Source organism: Nitrospirillum viridazoti CBAmc, assembly GCF_000730165.1.
GTDB classification, from domain to species: Bacteria; Pseudomonadota; Alphaproteobacteria; order Azospirillales; family Azospirillaceae; genus Nitrospirillum; species Nitrospirillum viridazoti.
In genome coordinates, this window is sequence record NZ_CP022110.1 from 1281104 (window position 1) to 1298108 (window position 17005).

The window sequence follows — 17005 nt, forward strand, 5'->3', positions numbered from 1 at the left end:
TGGGCGCATGCCCGAACGCGCCCCTCGGCCCGAGCGGCCGGGCGACCGCTATGACAACGATGCCGGCCTGGATGACAACCGCCCCGCGCCGCGCCCGGCGCCCGCGCGCCTGCCAGCACCGGGTGCCGCCGCCGCCGGGGGCGAGGCCGCCGGCAGCCAGGCGGGAGGCACCCTGCCCGAGGCCCGCTCGCGCGCGGAGCGTGAATTGCTCCAGGCCTTGGAGAACATGCGTCAATGACGGCTGAACCTTCGGCTCCCCGGCAAGGCCGGCCCACGGCTGCCTCAGGAGCAACCCTCACCGGGGCCGTCCCCAAGGCCGTCGCCCCCCAAGCGCCCCGGACCCAGCGTCCGGCGCCGGCGGGGACGCGCCCCGCGGGGACGCGCGCGCCTGCGGGCAAGGGTGGCCGCGTGGCCAGGAAGGACGAGGCCCCCAAGGTTCCGCTGTGGCGCCGCCTGCGCGTGCGCCTGCTGCCGGTCACGATCTTCGCCGCCGTGCTGCTGCTGGGGGCGCGGGCGGGGGACATGTGGTGGACGCTGACCGTGGGCGCCGCGCCGCCCGACGTGCCAGCCGCCAAGGCGCAGAGCCCAGCGCCGGAGAAGCCCGCCTCGCAAACGCCCGCTGGCCAGACGCCCGCCGCCGCCCCGGCGAAGCCGGCGGAAGCCCCGGCCGCCAAGCCTGCCGAGGGCGCCGCAAAAGGCGAGGCCAAGGCGGAGGGCGGCAAGCCCGAGCCTTCCGGCAGCCCCACCGACGGCCAGACGTTCACGCCCAAGGATGTGGAGCTGCTGCAGCGCCTGGCGGAACGGCGCGAGGCCCTGGACAGCCGCGAGCGCGACCTGGACCAGCGCGAGGCCATGCTGCAGGTGGCAACCCAGCGGCTGGACCAGAAGCTGGCGGAGATGCAGGCGCTGAAAAAGCAGCTGGACGGCCTGGTCAACCAGGTCAACGCCGACCAGGCGCAGCAGTTGGACAGCCTGGTGAAGATTTACGAGACGATGAAGCCGGCCGAGGCCGCCCGCATCTTCGAGGCCATGGATGACAAGGTGCTGCTGAACGTGATCAGCCGCATGAAGGAAGCCAAGGCGGCCCCGGTGCTGGCCGCCATGACGCCCAAGCGGGCGGAGCAGGTGACCACCATGCTGGCTGATCGCAAACGACTGCCCAGCGTGCCGCAATGAGCGCGCCCGCCAACCGCACTCAACCCCAACCCAGCTGCCACCAGGCCCGATAACCGGCCCCATTTGACGAGACGAGAGCCGCCATGATCCGCCCCGCCGCCGACCCGATCCTTCAGGACCGGCTGGATGCCGCCCGCTCCCTGGCCCGCCAGCCGCTGTCGCGGGAAGAGGTCGCCCAGATCGTCTCCACCGTCGTCGCCTCCATGGGCGGCGACGTGAGCCAGCACGACATCAAGCTTTATGGCGAGCTGGAGGGCCTGGCCCGTTTCATCCACAACGCCAAGAAGGAAATCGCGGCGCTGCAGCCCAGTGACATCCATGCCGAGCACATTCCCCGCGCCACGGATGAGCTGGACGCCGTGGTGGGCGCCACGGAGGATGCCACCAACCGCATCATGGACGCCTGCGACCAGCTGATGGGCATGGCCGGCGATGTGACGCCGGAGGTGTCGTCCAAGATGATGGACATCACCACCGGCATCTATGAGGCTTGCAACTTCCAGGACATCACCGGCCAGCGCATCACCAAGGTGGTGAAGGCGCTGAAGCATATCGAGGCCAAGGTGGAGGCCATGCTGGTCGCCTTCGGCGAAGACGTGCAGCGCCGTCACCCCGACGGCCCGCCCGCCGCCGACACGCCCGCCGGCGGCGCGTCCGATGATGACTTCCTGCTGCATGGGCCCCAGTTGCCCGGCCGGGCCATCGACCAGGATGAGATCGACCGCCTGCTGGCGAGCTTCGACTGAGTCTCCAGAGGCGATGGGCCCAAAGGCGACGGGTATGACGGTTGGGGCGTCCAGGAACCGGCCCATGGCGGGGCTGATGTCGGGGGGACGGAAGATCGCCCAGGAAGAGGGCGGGGTCTTCGTCCTCTACCTATCGGTATTCTTTCTGCTGCTGGCGTTCTTCATCCTGCTGACCTCGCTGTCCACCTTCGAGAACCGCAAGTTCGACGCCGTCGTGCAGGCCGTGCAGGACGCGTTCGGCGTCACCCTCACCCAGGGGCCGGCGGCGCAGGCCGCGCTGGCCCGCGCGGATGAGCGCCTGGGGGCCGTGGGCCGCCGCCTGGTGGCCGTGATGCCCGACGCCGTCATCGACCAGGGCGGCAAGGGCGGCACCCTGGCCGCGACCATGCCGACATCCAGCCTGTTCGCCACGACGGCGGCGGAGGGGGGCGGCACCATCGTCACCATCCTGCCCGGCCGCGAGGGCGTGTGGCACCAGATGGTCGAGGCCGTACGCCCGGATGAGGAGACGGGGCTGGAGATCGACCTGGAGTTCCTGGTGGGCGACGGAGGCAACCCCGGTGCCAGCCTGCCCGTGTTCCAGGCCGGCGCCATGGCCCGCACCCTGGCCGCGGCCGGCGTGCCCCTGCGCGCCATGACCGTGGGGGTGGAGAAGGGCAGGGCGGACACGGTGCGCTTCCTGTTCCGCGCCCGGCTGCCGCGTGCCGGCCTGCCGGCGGTTCCGGTGACGCCGGCGGCGGAGACGCGGCCATGACCGAGCCGGACGCCCTGCCGCCGCCCATCCCGGGCTTCCTGCCGTCCCTGGCGCCCAAGGTCCAGGCACCCAAGCGCATCTGGCTGATCTCCTTCACCGATTTCGTCTGCCTGATGCTGTCGTTCTTCGTGATGCTGTACGGCATGACGGCCCCCGACGCGCGGCGGGACCAGGTGTTGCAGGCCATCTTCGGCGGCTCCCCTGCCGAGCAGCACGGCAACGGCAACCTGGACCGGGGCAAGGCCACCGACCTGGGCTATCTGGGCAGGGTAATGGAACGCCAGCTCTCCAGCGACCCGGCCTTGGCGGCCGTCCGCGTCATCCACGCGGGCGACCGTCTGGTGGCCGCCCTGCCGGAGGAGGCGCTGTTCGCCCCCGGGGGCACCACCCTGTCCTCCGCCGGGTCAGCCATCCTGTTCGCGCTGGGCGGGGTGGTCAGCAACGTCGCCAACGCGGTGGAGGTCGTGGGCCATACCGATCCCGGCCCGATTGGCCCTAGCCCCGTCGCGCCCGGCACCATCGCCAACGCCGCCTATCCATCCAAATGGGAACTGTCGCTGGCGCGCGGCCGCACCATCGCCCTGGCGCTGGCCCGCGCGGGCTATGCCGAGCCCATCACCGTGCGTGGCCAGGCCGACGGCGCCGGTCCGGCCGCCCTGGGCGCCGCGACCGACGCCGAGCGGGCCAGTGCCGACCGCCGCATCGACATCGTCATCCGTGAATACGCCGCCCGGGACGGCAAGCCCCCGTCATGACCGCTTACGCCCCGCTTTTCCGCTCCCTGCTGATGGGCGTCGCTCTGGCGCTGGCGGCGACCCCCGCCCTGGCCGCTCGCCAGGAGACCAAGGAGGCGTCGCCCGCCGCCGGCCCGGCGCAGGTGCCTCCCCAGCCCGCCTCACAGCCCGCCGCCGCGCAACCGGCGGAGGCAGGCGCCGCCCTGCCCACGGTGGCGGTGCGCGCCGGTGAACATCCCGGCCGCAGCCGCCTGGTGTTCGACTGGGCGGGACCGGTCAAGTCGACGCTGGAGCGCGACGGCGCCAAGCTGCTGATCCATTTCGACAAGCCGGCCAAGGCCGATCTGGGTGCCGCCCGCAAGGCCGGCTCCCCCCGCATTTCGGGGGTGGAGGCGGTGGCGGGCGGTCCCGGCCTGACCATCGCCCTGACCATCCCCGCCAACGCGACGGTCGAACAGTCCCGCTCCGGCGACAAGGTCGTCATCGACGTGGGCGACGGCAAGCCCGGCGCCCCGCCGGCCCCAGCCAGCACCACCACCTCGGCGCCCCCGGCGGAGAAGGCGACCCCCGCCGCCAGGATGCCGGTGGTAGCACCCGCTCCCGCGCCCACCCAAGCTGCCGCCCTGCCGCCAAATGGCCCGACCAGCGGGCCGCCGGCTGGCTCGGCCGCCAGTGGCGCCCCGCCCTCGGTGGCAGCACCACCGGCCGATCCGCGCGCGGTCAAGGAAGGCCAGCCGCTGTACCTGATCCAGCAGCAGCAGGCTGCCAAGGATGCCGCCGCGAAAGAGGCTGCCGCCAAGGCCGCGGCGCAGGTGGCCCCGTCCGCCAAAGCACCGGAAGCGAGGACACCCGAGGCCAAGCCCGCGCCCGCCGTGGCGGCGCATCCGCCTGGCGCCTCGGCGCCCGAGGCGGCGCCGGCTTCCGAGGTGGCCGCCTCGCCCGGCGTCGACGCCCCGCCGGCACCACCGCCCACTCTGGTGTTCGACCCCGGCCAGCCCTCGGCGGTCGCGGTGTTCGCCCGCGCCGGCTGGCTCTACGTGCTGTTCGACCGCGCGGTGCCGCCCACGACCGCACCCACGCAACCCGCCAACCAGCCGGCCGTACTGGGGCAGGTGGAGCCGGTGGCCTTCACCGGCGGCACCGGCTTCCGCCTGCCGGCGCCGGCCGTGCTGGAGCCCAAGGTGACGGGCGAGGGCGCCACCGGCTATCGCATCACCTTCGACCACGCCCCGACCGCGCCGGCGGACGGCGCGCCGGCGGGCGTGCCGGTGGTGACCGACCCCGACTTCGCCTTGGGCCCGCGCCTGGTGGTGAAGACGCCCAAGCCGGTGAAGGTCTTCACCTTCTCCGACCCGGTGGTGGGCGATACGCTGAAGGTCATCCCCATGAGTCCGGCGCCGCAGTTGATGCCGGTGACGCTGCGTTATGCCGAGGCGCAGTTCCTGCCCACGGCCCAGGGGGTGGTGGTCCGCCCCATCGATGAACGCTTGCTGGTGCAGCCGGCCAAGGAGGGTGTTGAACTGACGGTGCCGGGCGGTCTGCGCCTCTCCCCCTCCACCGACATCGCCACCGCGGCCCCGCCGCCGCCGGTGGTGGAGCCCGACCGCTTCTTCGACTTCCAGCGCTGGGCCAAGGTGGACCCCAACGGGTTTGTGGCCGGGCGCGAGCACGTGATGAACGAGATCGTCAAGGCCCCACCGGACGATCGGCCCAAGCTGCGCCTGGATCTGGCTCGCTTCTACGCCGGCAACGGCTTCGGGCAGGAGGCGCTGGGCCTGCTGGAGATGGCGCGCAAGGACCAGCCGGATTTGGAGAAGCGGGCGGAATTCGCCGCCGTGCGCGGCACCGCCCGCATCCTGACGGGCGATGCCAAGGGCGGCCTGGACGACCTGACGGCCCCCGCCCTGCAGAACGAGCCGGACGTGGCTCTGTGGCGCGCCTACGCCGCCCACACCACCGGCGACGACGACACCGCCTATCGCCTGTTCCAGAGCCGCCGGGAACTGCTGCGGACATATCCGGAGCCGTTCAACACCCGCTTCAGCCTGGCCGCCACGGAGGCGGCGCTGGCCAAGGGCGACGTGGACACGGCCAACACCCTGCTGGACCGGCTGGTGAAGCGCGGCGCCAACAAGGGGCCGGCCGAGACCGCCATCAACTATCTGCGCGGCGAGGCGGCGCGCCTGGCCGGGGATCACGAGAAGGCCATCGAGTCCTACCGCGCGGCGACGGAGGGGACGGATCGCCTGTACCGCACCAAGGCCCGCATGGCCCTGGTGGACGAGGAACTGGCCGCCGGCAAGCTGACCCCCGCCAAGGCGGCGGAGCAGATGGAGAAGATGCGCTTCGCCTGGACGGGCGACGACCTGGAACTGCACATCCTGCGCCGCCTGGCCGACCTGCATATCAAGGCCGGCAACTTCCCCCAGGCCTTCGACACCATGAAGCGCGCCATCACCCTGTTCCCCAACAGCCCCGAGGCGCCGCTGATCACCAAGCAGATGACGGACACCTTCACCGGCCTGTTCGTGCGCAACGGTGCCGACAAGATGCCGCCCTTGGAAGCGCTGTCGCTGTATGAGCAGTACAAGGAACTGACGCCCCCGGGGCCCGACGGCGACACCGTCATCCGCGTGCTGGCGGAACGATTGGTGGACGTGGACCTGCTGGACCGTGCGGCCGAACTGCTGGACCGCCAGGTGCAGTACCGCCTGCAAGGGGAGCAGAAGGCCCAGGTGGGCACGCGCGAGGCGGCCATCCGCCTGCTGAACAACCAGCCGGACAAGGCGCTGGCGGCCCTGGACCAGTCGGAGGTGCCGGGCATTTCCGAGACCATGGCCGCGGAACGCCGGTTGCTGCGGGCCCGCGCCCTGTCGCGCACCGACAAGGGGCCGGAGGCCGTGGCCCTGCTGAAGCAGGACAATTCCCGCCCCGCCAACCTGATGCGCATCGATATCGCCTGGCATGCCAAGCAATGGCCGCTGGCGGCCCAGGCCCTGGCCGACGTCATCGGCCCGCCGCCGGCCGCCGGCCAGCCCATCGACCCCACCATTTCGCGCCTGGTGGTGAACCGGGCCGTTGCCCTGTCGCTGGCCCAGGACCTGCCGGGCCTGCAAAAGCTGCGCGCCGACTTCGGCCCGTCCATGGACAAGGGGCCGGATTCCAACATGTTCCAGGTGATGACCCGCCCGACCGAGGCCAACGGCCTGCTGGACGCCGCCACCATCCAGAACCAGGTCAAGGAAATCGACCTGTTCAAGAGCTTCCTGGACAGCTACCGCACCCGCCAGACCCAGGGGGCGGCCGTGCCGGGTGAAACACCGGCCGCCGCCGCGCCCGCCGGCGAGGGGGCGCCCAGCGCCGCGGCACCCCCGGCCACTTCGTCCGCGCCACCGGCGGCGTCGCCACCGACGGCGTCCAACGCGCCCTCCAACGGCGCTGCGGCCCCGCCCGCGCCAGCCAGTCAGCGGCGCTGAGCGCGAGCTCAGTGGCAGCTCATGCTTTCCATCAGGTTGCCACCCTTATCGAAGGTGAGGCGGCAACTTTTGATGGTGGCGGGCAGTTTGGTTGCGATGATGACGTCCGTCGCGACATAGGCGCATGACATCCAGATATCCTTGCCCGGTGCCGGCTCAAATTTCCAGCTGGCGCCGGTCTTGGTCGATGCGTCTGGGGCCAGGATCGCCTGTTCGGTCGGTGGCCCATCGGAGAAGCGGACAGTGGCCAGGGGGTGAGCGATCGGTGTCGCGCTTACCGTTGTCGGCGGATTGCCGTCAGAGTAGGCGGTAAAGCCCGCCGGCACTGAGGCGGGTGCCTCGGTCACAGCGAATGTCTTGGGGCATTGGGGCGCAGTCTCTGCGGCCAGAGCCCTGCCAACGGAAAACGCGAGGGTGCCGAGAACGATAAGGGTTTTCATTTTTCTCACTCGATCACCGAGAAGGCGTCGCCGTTGTTGCTTGGGTTCTTATAGGTGCCGTCTTCATTCTTTCCTTTGAAGGAAAGATGGCGTTTGAAGATCCCGCCGCTGTGGGAATACTGATCCACGACCCAGATGCCCGTTGAATCTTGGCTTACGTAGAAGGCGGCATGGTTGCCATGGCTATGGCTGGGGTATTTGCCATTCACGAATGTGGCGATGGCCGTTCCTGTTTTCAGCGACGTATTTCCCCGGACGGCGGCCCCTTCCTTCCAGAAGACGGACGCTGGTTTCGGAACGGACGTGTAGGCTTCGATCAGGGCGACACACTGTCCCGTTCCCACGTTTGGTTTCGGTGGCTGGGTCAAGATGGACAGCACGTTATCGTAGACATATGGCATGAATCGCCTTCCTAAATCAGCGCGTGCAATTTCGCTTCTGAATTAGCGCTGCCTCAGGTTTTTGCCATTTTTCTTAAGTACGGCTCCGCGTGGTTGGGTTTAAGCCTTTCGAGGCCGCCGGATTGACGGGTATGTCCCGGCCCTGGTGGCGTCACCAGGGCCGGGTGTATCGAGCGATGGCCCTTACTGACAGTTCAGGCCGGCGGCCATGTTGCCGTCGGGTGACAGGGTCACGGTGCAGGTGTGGACGCTGGCCGGCATCTTGGACGCGATCATGATGGCGGTGGCATCATAGGCGCAGGCCATCCACAGGTTCTGGGCCTGGGCCGGCGTGAACTGCCAGGTCAGCGCCGTGCGCGACTGGGTGGCCGGGGGCAGGGGCGGCTGGCCGCCGGGTTCGCCGTTCCAGAACAGGATGGCGGCCAGCGGCAGGGGTAGGGCGCTTCCGTCCGGCGCCTTGGGCGGGGTGCCGTCCTGATAGGCCTTGAAGCCGGCCGGCACGTCCTTGACCGTCTCGGTCACCGGCAGAGTCTTGGGGCACTGCGGGCCGGCCTGGGCGGCGGCCTGGCCGGCCCCCAACCCGGTGACGGCGGTGACGGCGAACAGGGACAGCAGACCGCTGGTCAGAACCTTCTTCATTTTCCTCACTCAGGTCGTGTGGCGTGTGGGGCAAGGCGTTGATCCTAACGCCTTCTACGAATTTAGATGGGAAGAGCCTGCTGAACAGCGGCAAAGCGCCCTAGACTTCGTTGCGTCAGCACCGATAACCGCGTTACCCGAAGCTTTTCACCAGGCTGCCCACGATCAGGTACCAGCCGTCCACCAGCACGAAGAAGATGATCTTGAACGGCAGGGAGATCATGGCCGGCGGCAGCATCATCATGCCCATGGACTGCAGCACCGACGACACCACCATGTCGATGACCAGGAAGGGCACGAATACCAGGAAGCCGATCTCGAACGAGCGCTTGAGCTCGGACAGCATGAAGGCCGGGATGACCACCTGGATGGGCAGATCTTTGGCCGTCGTCACCTTGTCGATCTTCGCGATGTCGGTGAACAGTTGCAGGTCGCGTTCCCGCGTGTGCTTCAGCATGAAGTCCTGGAAGGGCACGACGGCGTACTTCAGGCCTGTCAGTTCATCCACCTGTTCGTCGATCATGGGCTTGATGCCCGCGTCGTAGGACGCCTGGAAGGTGGGCGCCATGATGAAGAAGGTGAGGAACAGGGCCAGGCTCAGCATCACCTGGTTGGGCGGCACCTGCTGCGTGCCCAAAGCGGAGCGCAGGAAGCCCAGCACGATGATGATGCGCACGAAGCTGGTCATCATCACCAGGATGCTGGGCGCCACCGACAGCACGCTGATCAGCACCACCAGTTGGATGATGCGGCTGGTGGAACTGCCCCCCTGCGAGCCCAGGTCCAGGTTCAGGCTTTGCGCGTAGGCGGCGCCGGCCAGCAGCGAGGCTGCCACCGTCAGCAGGACGGCCAGGACGGGCACGCCCCAGCGGAACAGGCGGGAGGGGCGACTGGGGGTGGTGCTCATGGTACAGGCCCCGGGGCGTGCGCCGTCGGGGCGGCGGCCTCGTTCAGAACGGTCTCGAAGGTGGGGGCGGCGGCGCCCGCCGGCGGGATGGGGCCCTCCAGGTGCAGGTCCTGGGTGCCGCCCAGCAGCAGCAGATGCTCCACCCCATCGCGCCGGATCAGCACCAGGCGGCGGCGCGGGTCCAGGGCCATGGCCTCCACCACGCCCAGGCGGCGCTGGGCCCGGCCGGGCAGGCGCATGAGGGCGCCGCCGCCGAAGCGGCGCACCAGCCAGCCGGTGACCAGGATGAAGCCAAGCACCAGGCCCAGCATCAGGGCGGCGTAGATGTAATAGGCAGCGGAGGTGGCCATGAGGTCAGCCGACATCCGGGTCTTCGGCCCGGCGGTAGGCGGCGGCCGCCCGGCCCACTGTGGCCTTGCCCTGCGTCAGCTCATTGGCCTTCCTCACCACCGCTTCCAGCCTCTCCAGGGCCGCCAGCACGCCCTCCAGCCGTGGCAGGAAGGATCGGGCTTCCTGCGGCGGTAATTGGACAACTGCATTGCATAATGCAGTGGCTTCATCCTCCAGGCCGGCGAACTCCACCGCGTCGCCGGCTGCAACAAGGTCGGCGGTGCGGTTCAGGATGGCCAGCAGGTCGTCCATGGCCGTGGCCAAGGCATCCGCTTGAGGGGAAAGGGGCGGGGTCATCTGAGCGGCGGTGTTCCGGACGTGGTGGCGGGTCCCGGACCGGGGGCCTGGCCATAAGGGTTGGGGCGCTGGACGGCCCCGGCGGAGGTTGCATCCAGCGGGACGCCGCTGCTGAGGCGGCCGTTGGCACGGTAGACGTGGGCCAGGATTTCCGCCACCGCCGCCAGCGCCTCGATGGGAATTTCGCTGTCGATGTCGATGACCGACAGGATTTCCGCCAAGTCTGCATCCTGCCGAACCTTCACGCCGTTGGCGAAGGCCAGTTCCAGGATCTGCTCGGCCACGGCACCTTGGCCGGTGGCGACGATGCGGGGCAGGCCCTCGGCCATGTGCTGCAAGGCCACGGCCACCTGGCGGCGGGGCTTGTCGCTTTCACCCCTTTGGTCGCCCACGGAGTCACCCCTGGGGTCTGGGGGCGTCGGGCCGGAGGTCGGGGGGGCCAAAGGCGGATGAGTCCTTCGTTGAATTGAAAACCGGCGCCGGCCGGCCATATGGGACCCTGGGCGGCGCATGGGGCGGAACATGCAGGGACGGGGCCAGGGTATAACTCCCCGGCGCCGGACGCAAATGGACAGCCGCCCGAGGGTGCCGGCGATGGGGGTGCCGCCGATTGGGGCGCTGCCGTTGGAAAATGCAGGGGGTGCCGGAGCGGTGTCCGGACCCGGGGCAGGGGAGCCGGCAAAAAATGCTGGAATCCCATTTGGTTTAGAGCGATTCTCTAGGCAATGGCTTGCAGATTGCATATGACCCATCTATGGCGATAGAGGTGCCTGGGCCTGGCGTTTGGTGCTTTTGGGGACGGCGACCCCCGGTTTGACCCTTATGGGTAGGTGAGTACGGATCATGGACCTGAACAGGCTGGGTATCTTCAAGCTGATGTCGGACAAGATGGCCTGGGATAACCAGCGCCAGGAGGTCCTGGCACAGAACGTCTCCAATTCCGACACGCCGAACTACCAGGCGCAGGACCTGGTGCCTTTCGATTTCAAGCACCAACTGCGCGAGGCGGGCCATCTGGACCTGGTGTCGACCGATCCGGCCCACCTGTCGGCCAGCAGCACGGGGGCGGGCGGCTTCCGCTCCGCCAAGGAACGCACGGCCTATGAAACTTCGCCTACCGGTAACGCCGTGGTGCTGGAGGATCAGATGACCAAGATCGGTCAGAACGCCATCGACTTCCAGGCGCTGACCAACCTCTACCGCAAGCAGATCGGCATGCTGAAGATGGCCTTGGGCAAGGGCTCCGGCTGACCGATTCTGGTTAACGTCTTCTTGATGGTTGGTTCTGTATCTTCTTAATGGGTTGCGGGCGAGGGTTCCGATGGATTTGATGAACGCGCTGAACTTGTCCACCGCCGGCATGAAGGCGCAGGGCACCCGCCTGCGCGTCATCGCCGAGAACCTGGCCAACACCGACAGCACGGCCGCCAGCCCGGGTGACCTGCCCTACCGCCGCAAGGTGGTGCTGTTCGCCAACAGCCTGGACAAGGCGCTGGGCATCAACACCGTCAACGTGAAGAAGGTCGACGTCGACCGCAGCGACTTCCAGCGCAAGTTCGACCCCGGCCATCCCAGCGCCGACAGCGAGGGCTATGTGCTGATGCCCAATGTCAACGGCCTGGTGGAATCGATGGACATGCGCGAGGCCCAGCGGTCGTATGAGGCCAACCTGGGCGTCATCGACGCCACGCGGACCATGCTGACCAAGACCATCGACCTGCTGCGCAACTGAGCCGCGAACCGGAGCTGAGTTACCAAGATGGCCATTCCCATTCCGAACGCGATCGCGGCCTACGCCAACACCGCCCGCCAGGGCTCCGGCCCCGGCATGGCAGCCCCCGCCAGCGGCCCCAGCTTTGGCGAGCTGATGAAGCAGGCGGCGGTGGACGCCATCGACACCATGCACCAGGGCGAGCGCATGACCGCCGCCGGTGTGGTGGGCAAGGCCGACCTGACCGACGTGGTGAACGCCGTCAGCAACGCCGAGGTGACGCTGCAGGCCGTGACAGCCGTGCGCGACAAGGTCATCTCCGCCTACCAGGAAATCATGCGCATGCCGATGTGACGCCGGTTCCGGAGGGGCACCCTCCGGGCTGGCCCTGTTTCACATTTGTGGGACGGATGGTTCTGGGGCAAGCTGGCCCCGACGGGGCGTCCGCCGCCCCTTTCGCGTCTGTGGACCCGCGCATGAACGAACAGGAAATCATCGAGATCGTGCGCCAGTCGCTGCTGACGGTCATTATCGTCAGCGGGCCCATCATGGCCGTGTCCATGGTGGTGGGCCTGGCCGTCTCGCTGTTCCAGGCGCTGACCCAGATCCAGGAACAGACGCTGACCTTCGTGCCCAAGATCATCGCCATGTTCGTGGCCCTGGTGTTCCTGGCCCCCTTCATGATGCACCACATGGTGACCTTCACCGAAGGCATCATGGACAAGATCGTCGGGGTCGGAACGGGCAGCGAGTGATGTTGCAGACCTTCCTCGTCAGCCAGTTCTACGCCTATCTCATGGTGTTCGTGCGGCTGGGCGCAGCCTTCCTGATCATGCCCACCGTGGGCGAAACCTTCGTCTCCACCCGCATCCGCCTGTTGTTCGGCGTCATGGTCGCGCTGGCGGTGACGCCGGCCGTGGGCGGCACCCTGCCGCCGGAGCCGGCGCAGCCCGCCGACATGGCCGTGCTGATCATCGGTGAGGCTTTGATCGGTATCTTCATCGGCACCATCGCCCGCACCATGATGGGGGCGCTGGAAACGGCGGGCAGTCTGATCGCCAACCATGTCGGCCTCAGTTCCGCCCAGGCCTTCAACCCCGCCATGTCGCAGCAGACGACGGTGGTGAACTCCATCCTGGGCATCCTGGGCATCCTGCTGCTGTTCGCCACCGACATGCACCACATGCTGATCCTGGCCGCCGTGCGCAGCTATGGCCTGTTCCCGCCCGGCGGGGCCATGCCGCTGGGCGACTTCACCGAGCATCTGACGCGCATCTTCTCGGAAAGCTTCATGATCGGCCTGCAGATGTCGGCGCCCTTCGTCGTCATCGGCCTGCTGTTCTTCCTGGGCATGGGCCTGGTGGCGCGGCTGGTGCCGTCCATCCAGGTGTTCTTCGTGACCCAGCCGCTGCAGATCGCCCTGGGCCTGGTGCTGCTGGGGGGCAGCCTGTCGGGCCTGATGGTCTATTGGTTGCGCGCCTTCCAGGGGCAGATGATGCCCTTCCTGTCGTCGTAAGGGGAAGGGAGCCATGTCGGAAGACCAGGATCCAGATTCCAAAACGGAAGATCCCTCAGGCAAACGGCTGTCCGAGGCCCGGGACAAGGGCAACATCCCCAAGTCGCAGGAGGTGCCGCACCTCTTCATGCTGGGCGCCATCCTGGTGCTGGTGGTGGCCGTGCTGCCCTGGACGTTCGGGCGCATCCACGGCGTGCTGGTCCCCTTCATAGAACGGCCGGAGACCATGCCGGTGGACAGGGGGGGGCTGGGCCACCTGATGACCGAGTTGCTGGGCCAGGTGGCCGTCGCCATGTCCGTGCCCTTCGCCCTGCTGGTGGTCGCGGCCTTCCTCGGCTCCGTCCTGCAGGTGGGTTTCGTCTTCAGCGCCGAACGGGTGTTGAGCTTCGACCTCAACCGCTTCAACCCCGTCACCAACCTGCCGAACAAGTTCAAGGTCAGCAACCTGATCGAGTTCGCCAAGTCCGTCATCAAGCTGACGGTGGTGTCGGTCATCGTGCTGCCGGGCCTCATCCCCCTGGGCCACGCGGTGGACCATTTCATCGGCCTGCCGCTAATGGGCCTGGTGAATGAGACCAAGAGCCAGGCGGTGGGCCTGATCTTCCGCGTGCTCATTGCCCTGGGCCTGCTGGCCGGCGCCGACTGGTGGTATCAGCGCTGGAAGTTCATGCGCGACATGCGCATGACCAAGCAGGAAGTGAAGGACGAGCATAAGCAGACGGAAGGCGACCCGCTGATCAAGGGCAAGATCCGCGCCCTGCGCATCCAGCGTGCCCGCAGCCGCATGATGGAGAATGTGCCCAAGGCCGACGTGGTGGTGACCAACCCCACCCACTACGCCATCGCGCTGAAGTACGACCCGCTGAGCATGACCGCGCCCATGGTGGTGGCCAAGGGCGTGGACTTCATCGCCGCCCGCATCCGCGAGCTGGCGGAGGAGCACGGCATCCCCCTGGTGCCCAACCCGCCGCTGGCCCGCGCCCTGTACGCCACCGCCGAGGTGGACGACGAAATCCCGGCGGAGCATTACAAGGCCGTGGCCCAGGTCATTTCCTATGTCTTCAAGTTGAAGAAGAAGACATTTCCCAAGCGCTGACCTAAAGCGCTCTGCCGGAAGGGTGCCGGCGCCTCCGTTTTATTTCGTTCTTGGCATCTCGTCCCGCGCGGCCGGTGCTGATAGGATCGGGGCCCCCGATCCCGAGGTGCCTGCCGGTGGCCGTTTTCCCCTCCCGCCCGTCCTCCGCCCCGTCCGCGACGCCGCCGGAAAACCTGGCTGGCGGGGTGGCGCGGGCGGGCTTGGCGCTGGTGACCGGGGTGCCGCTGCTCGCGGCGGCGCTGTTCCTGGCCGCGTCCCTGTCCTGGTGGGGATTGCCGGACCGCACCGCCAGCTTGGCGGCCATCGCCGCCGCCGGCGCCTTTCTGCTGATGGCTTTGCTGGGCGTCCTGTGGCTACGACAGGTGGCGGCGCGCACCGCCGTGCTGCGCGCGGTGGTGGAGGCGGTGCCCGACGCCCTGGCCGTGGCGGGGGCGGATGGGCGCCTGCTGGCCGCCAACGGCGCCTTCGCCGCGCTGGCCAATGCCGTCGATGGCAGGCGGGTGGTCGATATCCTGGCCCACCATTGCCGGGAGGGGGCCGACAGCCAACGCCTGCGCGAGCTGGAGGAGGCGGTGCGCCGGGGCGAGGGGGGCGAGGCCTTCGTCGTCTTCGTCGATGACACGTCGGGCCAGGCTGGCGGGGGGCATCCCTCCGGCGGGGTGGGCAGGCCGGCGCCGCGCTTGGTGGTGGCGCGGCCCCTGGTCGCCGCGGGCCAGGCCAGCTTGTCGGAATGGCGGGTGCGCAGCGGTGGCGCCATCCCCGTGCCGGGCAGCCATCCCTGGCGCGAGCTGTGGGATCTGGCGCCCCTGGGCGTCATGCTGGTCGACGGCGCCGGCACCTTGCTGCGCGTGAACCTCACGCTGGCCGATTGGCTGGGCCATACCCGCGACCTGCTGGAGGATGGCAGCCGCCACCTGCGCGACCTGCTGGCCACGCCGCCATTGGGAGAGCTGTTTCCCGGGCGCCTGGCCGGCATGGCGGAGGTGGAGCTGGCGGCGGCCCGCGCCGCCCCCTTGCGCGCCAGCGTGCTGCACGTGGCGTCGTCGTCCGGCGGCAGCCTGATCTTCCTGGGCGACCTCACCCGCGAAACCGCGCGGGAGGAGGAGCTGCGCCGGGCGGAACAGCGCTTCCAGCGCTTCTTCCAGTTCGCGCCCACCGGCTTCGCCTTCGTGGATGGGGAATTCCGCCTGGCGGAGTGCAACCCCACCTTCCTCACCATGGCTGACCTGCGGCTGGGTGACGTGCAGGGCGAGCCCATCGCCAGCCTGTTCCAGCCGGAACACCGCGCCAACCTGCTGGCCCGCCTGGGTGAGGTGCTGGAGGGCCGGCCGTCGGCGGGTGCCGGCGGGGGGATGGGCGGGGGCATGGGCACGCCGGTGGAGGCGCGGCTGCGTGGGACCTCCGGTGCCGTGGTGCACGTCTATTCCCGCCGCTTCGATGGCGAGGGCGACGGCGACCGCGGCCTGATCCTGCATCTGGTGGACATGACCGCCCAGAAGAACCTGGAGGCGCAGTTCGTCCAGTCGCAGAAGATGCAGGCCATCGGGCAACTGGCCGGCGGCGTGGCGCACGACTTCAACAACCTGCTGACGGCCATGATCGGCTTCTGCGACCTGCTGCTGCTGCGGCACAAGCCGGGCGACCAGTCGTTCAGCGACATCATGCAGATCAAGCAGAACGCCAACCGCGCCGCCAACCTGGTGCGCCAGCTGCTGGCCTTCTCCCGCCAGCAGACGCTGCAGCCCCGGGTGCTGAGCATCACCGACGTGCTGGCGGAACTGTCCAACCTGCTGCGGCGCCTGATCGGCGAGAACATCGAGCTGCGCATGCTGCACGGCCGCGACACCGGCCTGGTGCGGGTGGACCAGGGCCAGCTGGAACAGGTCATCATCAACCTGGTGGTGAACGCCCGCGACGCCATGCCCAAGGGCGGGCGGCTGACCATCGTCACCGGCAACCTGCACACGACCGAGCCCATCCGCCATGAGACGGAGGAGATGCCGCCCGGCGACTGGGTGGTGGTGGAGGTGATCGATACCGGTATCGGCATCCCGCCGGAGAACCTGCAGCGCATCTTCGAGCCCTTCTTCTCCACCAAGGAGGTGGGGTCGGGCACGGGGCTGGGCCTGTCCACCGTCTATGGCATCGTGCGCCAGACCGGCGGCTTCGTCTTCGTGGAGAGCAAGCCGGGGGAGGGGGCCAAATTCTCCATCCACCTGCCGCGCCTGGACGAGAAGGCGCTGGCCCAGGCGGCCCCGGCGGAGGAGTCCAAGGACAAGGCTGCCGCCGACCTCACCGGCATGGGCACCGTGCTGCTGGTGGAGGATGAGGATGCCGTGCGCGTCTTCGGCGCCCGCGCCCTGCGCAACAAGGGCTACACCGTGCTGGAGGCCCGCAGCGGCGAGGAGGCGTTGGACCTGCTGCAGGGGGAACGGGGCGGCGACGTGGACCTCATCGTCACCGACGTGGTCATGCCCCAGATGGACGGCCCCACCATGATCGAACAGGTGCGCCGCTTCCGCCCCGACGTGAAGGTCATCTTCATCTCCGGCTATGCCGAGGACCGCTTCCGCCATTCGCTGAAGGACGGCGCCGTGGTCGACTTCCTGCCCAAGCCCTTCAGCCTGAAACAGCTGGCGGCCAAGGTGAAAGAAGTGATGGAAGGCGCCCCGCGCACGGGGGCGTGAAGGCCCGGTTGACTGCAGGCGAATCCAGAACACGC

At 68.7% G+C, this 17005-nt stretch carries 20 protein-coding genes; 13 read left to right on the forward strand and 7 right to left on the reverse strand.

Annotated features, from left to right (window positions below; all coding sequences use genetic code 11):
- Positions 1 to 7: 7 nt before the first annotated feature.
- The 6 genes from Y958_RS05985 to Y958_RS32745 all read left to right on the forward strand — a co-directional run bounded on the left by Y958_RS05985 (position 8) and on the right by Y958_RS32745 (position 6886).
- A complete protein-coding gene (locus Y958_RS05985) occupies positions 8 to 238 on the forward strand; it encodes a hypothetical protein (protein WP_088871280.1) in 231 nt (76 codons plus the stop codon).
- Positions 239 to 408: 170 nt separating this feature from the next.
- Positions 409 to 1176, forward strand: coding sequence for a MotE family protein (locus Y958_RS05990; RefSeq protein WP_088871281.1), 768 nt, complete (start codon positions 409 to 411; stop codon positions 1174 to 1176).
- 83 nt (positions 1177 to 1259) lie between these two features.
- Positions 1260 to 1922, forward strand: coding sequence for a protein phosphatase CheZ (locus Y958_RS05995; RefSeq protein WP_088871282.1), 663 nt, complete (start codon positions 1260 to 1262; stop codon positions 1920 to 1922).
- 64 nt (positions 1923 to 1986) lie between these two features.
- A complete protein-coding gene (locus Y958_RS06000) occupies positions 1987 to 2676 on the forward strand; it encodes a flagellar motor protein MotB (protein ID WP_088871283.1) in 690 nt (229 codons plus the stop codon).
- A complete protein-coding gene (locus Y958_RS06005) occupies positions 2673 to 3431 on the forward strand; it encodes an OmpA/MotB family protein (protein WP_088871284.1) in 759 nt (252 codons plus the stop codon). The genes Y958_RS06000 and Y958_RS06005 overlap by 4 nt, the downstream gene beginning before the upstream one ends.
- Positions 3428 to 6886: a tetratricopeptide repeat protein gene (locus Y958_RS32745; protein WP_088871285.1), complete on the forward strand. Its 3459-nt coding sequence runs from the start codon at positions 3428 to 3430 to the stop codon at positions 6884 to 6886. Before Y958_RS06005 ends, Y958_RS32745 begins: the two co-directional genes overlap by 4 nt.
- An 8-nt stretch (positions 6887 to 6894) precedes the next feature.
- Here Y958_RS32745 and Y958_RS31240 read toward each other — a convergent pair whose 3' ends face one another.
- From Y958_RS31240 to Y958_RS06040, 7 genes are all read right to left on the reverse strand, one after another.
- On the reverse strand, positions 6895 to 7326 hold the full coding sequence (locus Y958_RS31240) for an STY0301 family protein (RefSeq protein ID WP_145727805.1): 432 nt from the start codon (positions 7324 to 7326) through the stop codon (positions 6895 to 6897).
- 5 nt (positions 7327 to 7331) lie between these two features.
- Entirely contained in the window at positions 7332 to 7727 is a 396-nt protein-coding gene (locus Y958_RS06015; protein ID WP_244909392.1) for a BPSL0067 family protein, read from the reverse strand.
- 183 nt (positions 7728 to 7910) lie between these two features.
- The gene (locus Y958_RS06020; protein ID WP_088871286.1) at positions 7911 to 8366 is read right to left on the reverse strand and encodes an STY0301 family protein; all 456 of its coding nucleotides are present in this window, start codon (positions 8364 to 8366) and stop codon (positions 7911 to 7913) included.
- Between the two features lie 133 nt (positions 8367 to 8499).
- Positions 8500 to 9273, reverse strand: coding sequence for a flagellar type III secretion system pore protein FliP (gene fliP, locus Y958_RS06025; protein WP_088871287.1), 774 nt, complete (start codon positions 9271 to 9273; stop codon positions 8500 to 8502).
- Positions 9270 to 9638, reverse strand: a complete 369-nt coding sequence (locus tag Y958_RS06030) for a FliO/MopB family protein (RefSeq protein ID WP_244909393.1) — start codon at positions 9636 to 9638, stop codon at positions 9270 to 9272. Before Y958_RS06030 ends, fliP begins: the two co-directional genes overlap by 4 nt.
- On the reverse strand, positions 9628 to 9960 hold the full coding sequence (locus Y958_RS06035; protein ID WP_145727806.1) for a hypothetical protein: 333 nt from the start codon (positions 9958 to 9960) through the stop codon (positions 9628 to 9630). Before Y958_RS06035 ends, Y958_RS06030 begins: the two co-directional genes overlap by 11 nt.
- Positions 9957 to 10352: an EscU/YscU/HrcU family type III secretion system export apparatus switch protein gene (locus Y958_RS06040; RefSeq protein WP_338039294.1), complete on the reverse strand. Its 396-nt coding sequence runs from the start codon at positions 10350 to 10352 to the stop codon at positions 9957 to 9959. The genes Y958_RS06035 and Y958_RS06040 overlap by 4 nt, the downstream gene beginning before the upstream one ends.
- A gap of 451 nt (positions 10353 to 10803) precedes the next feature.
- Here Y958_RS06040 and flgB point away from each other — a divergent pair, with 451 nt between their 5' ends.
- The 7 genes from flgB to Y958_RS31245 all read left to right on the forward strand — a co-directional run bounded on the left by flgB (position 10804) and on the right by Y958_RS31245 (position 16970).
- Positions 10804 to 11211 carry a flagellar basal body rod protein FlgB gene (gene flgB / locus Y958_RS06045; protein WP_004272112.1) on the forward strand — a complete coding sequence of 136 codons (408 nt, stop codon included), beginning with the start codon at positions 10804 to 10806 and terminating at the stop codon, positions 11209 to 11211.
- A 70-nt stretch (positions 11212 to 11281) separates the two neighbouring features.
- Entirely contained in the window at positions 11282 to 11692 is a 411-nt protein-coding gene (gene flgC / locus Y958_RS06050) for a flagellar basal body rod protein FlgC (RefSeq protein ID WP_004272111.1), read from the forward strand.
- A gap of 27 nt (positions 11693 to 11719) precedes the next feature.
- Positions 11720 to 12025, forward strand: coding sequence for a flagellar hook-basal body complex protein FliE (gene fliE, locus Y958_RS06055; RefSeq protein WP_004272110.1), 306 nt, complete (start codon positions 11720 to 11722; stop codon positions 12023 to 12025).
- 122 nt (positions 12026 to 12147) lie between these two features.
- A complete protein-coding gene (fliQ, locus tag Y958_RS06060; protein WP_004272109.1) occupies positions 12148 to 12426 on the forward strand; it encodes a flagellar biosynthesis protein FliQ in 279 nt (92 codons plus the stop codon).
- Entirely contained in the window at positions 12426 to 13187 is a 762-nt protein-coding gene (gene fliR, locus Y958_RS06065; protein WP_004272108.1) for a flagellar biosynthetic protein FliR, read from the forward strand. The genes fliQ and fliR overlap by 1 nt, the downstream gene beginning before the upstream one ends.
- 13 nt (positions 13188 to 13200) lie before the next feature.
- Positions 13201 to 14283 (forward strand): flagellar biosynthesis protein FlhB, encoded by a 1083-nt coding sequence (flhB, locus tag Y958_RS06070; protein ID WP_088871289.1) that lies wholly within the window; start codon positions 13201 to 13203, stop codon positions 14281 to 14283.
- Positions 14284 to 14399: 116 nt separating this feature from the next.
- Positions 14400 to 16970, forward strand: a complete 2571-nt coding sequence (locus Y958_RS31245) for a hybrid sensor histidine kinase/response regulator (RefSeq protein WP_145727807.1) — start codon at positions 14400 to 14402, stop codon at positions 16968 to 16970.
- The last annotated feature ends 35 nt before the right edge of the window (positions 16971 to 17005 follow it).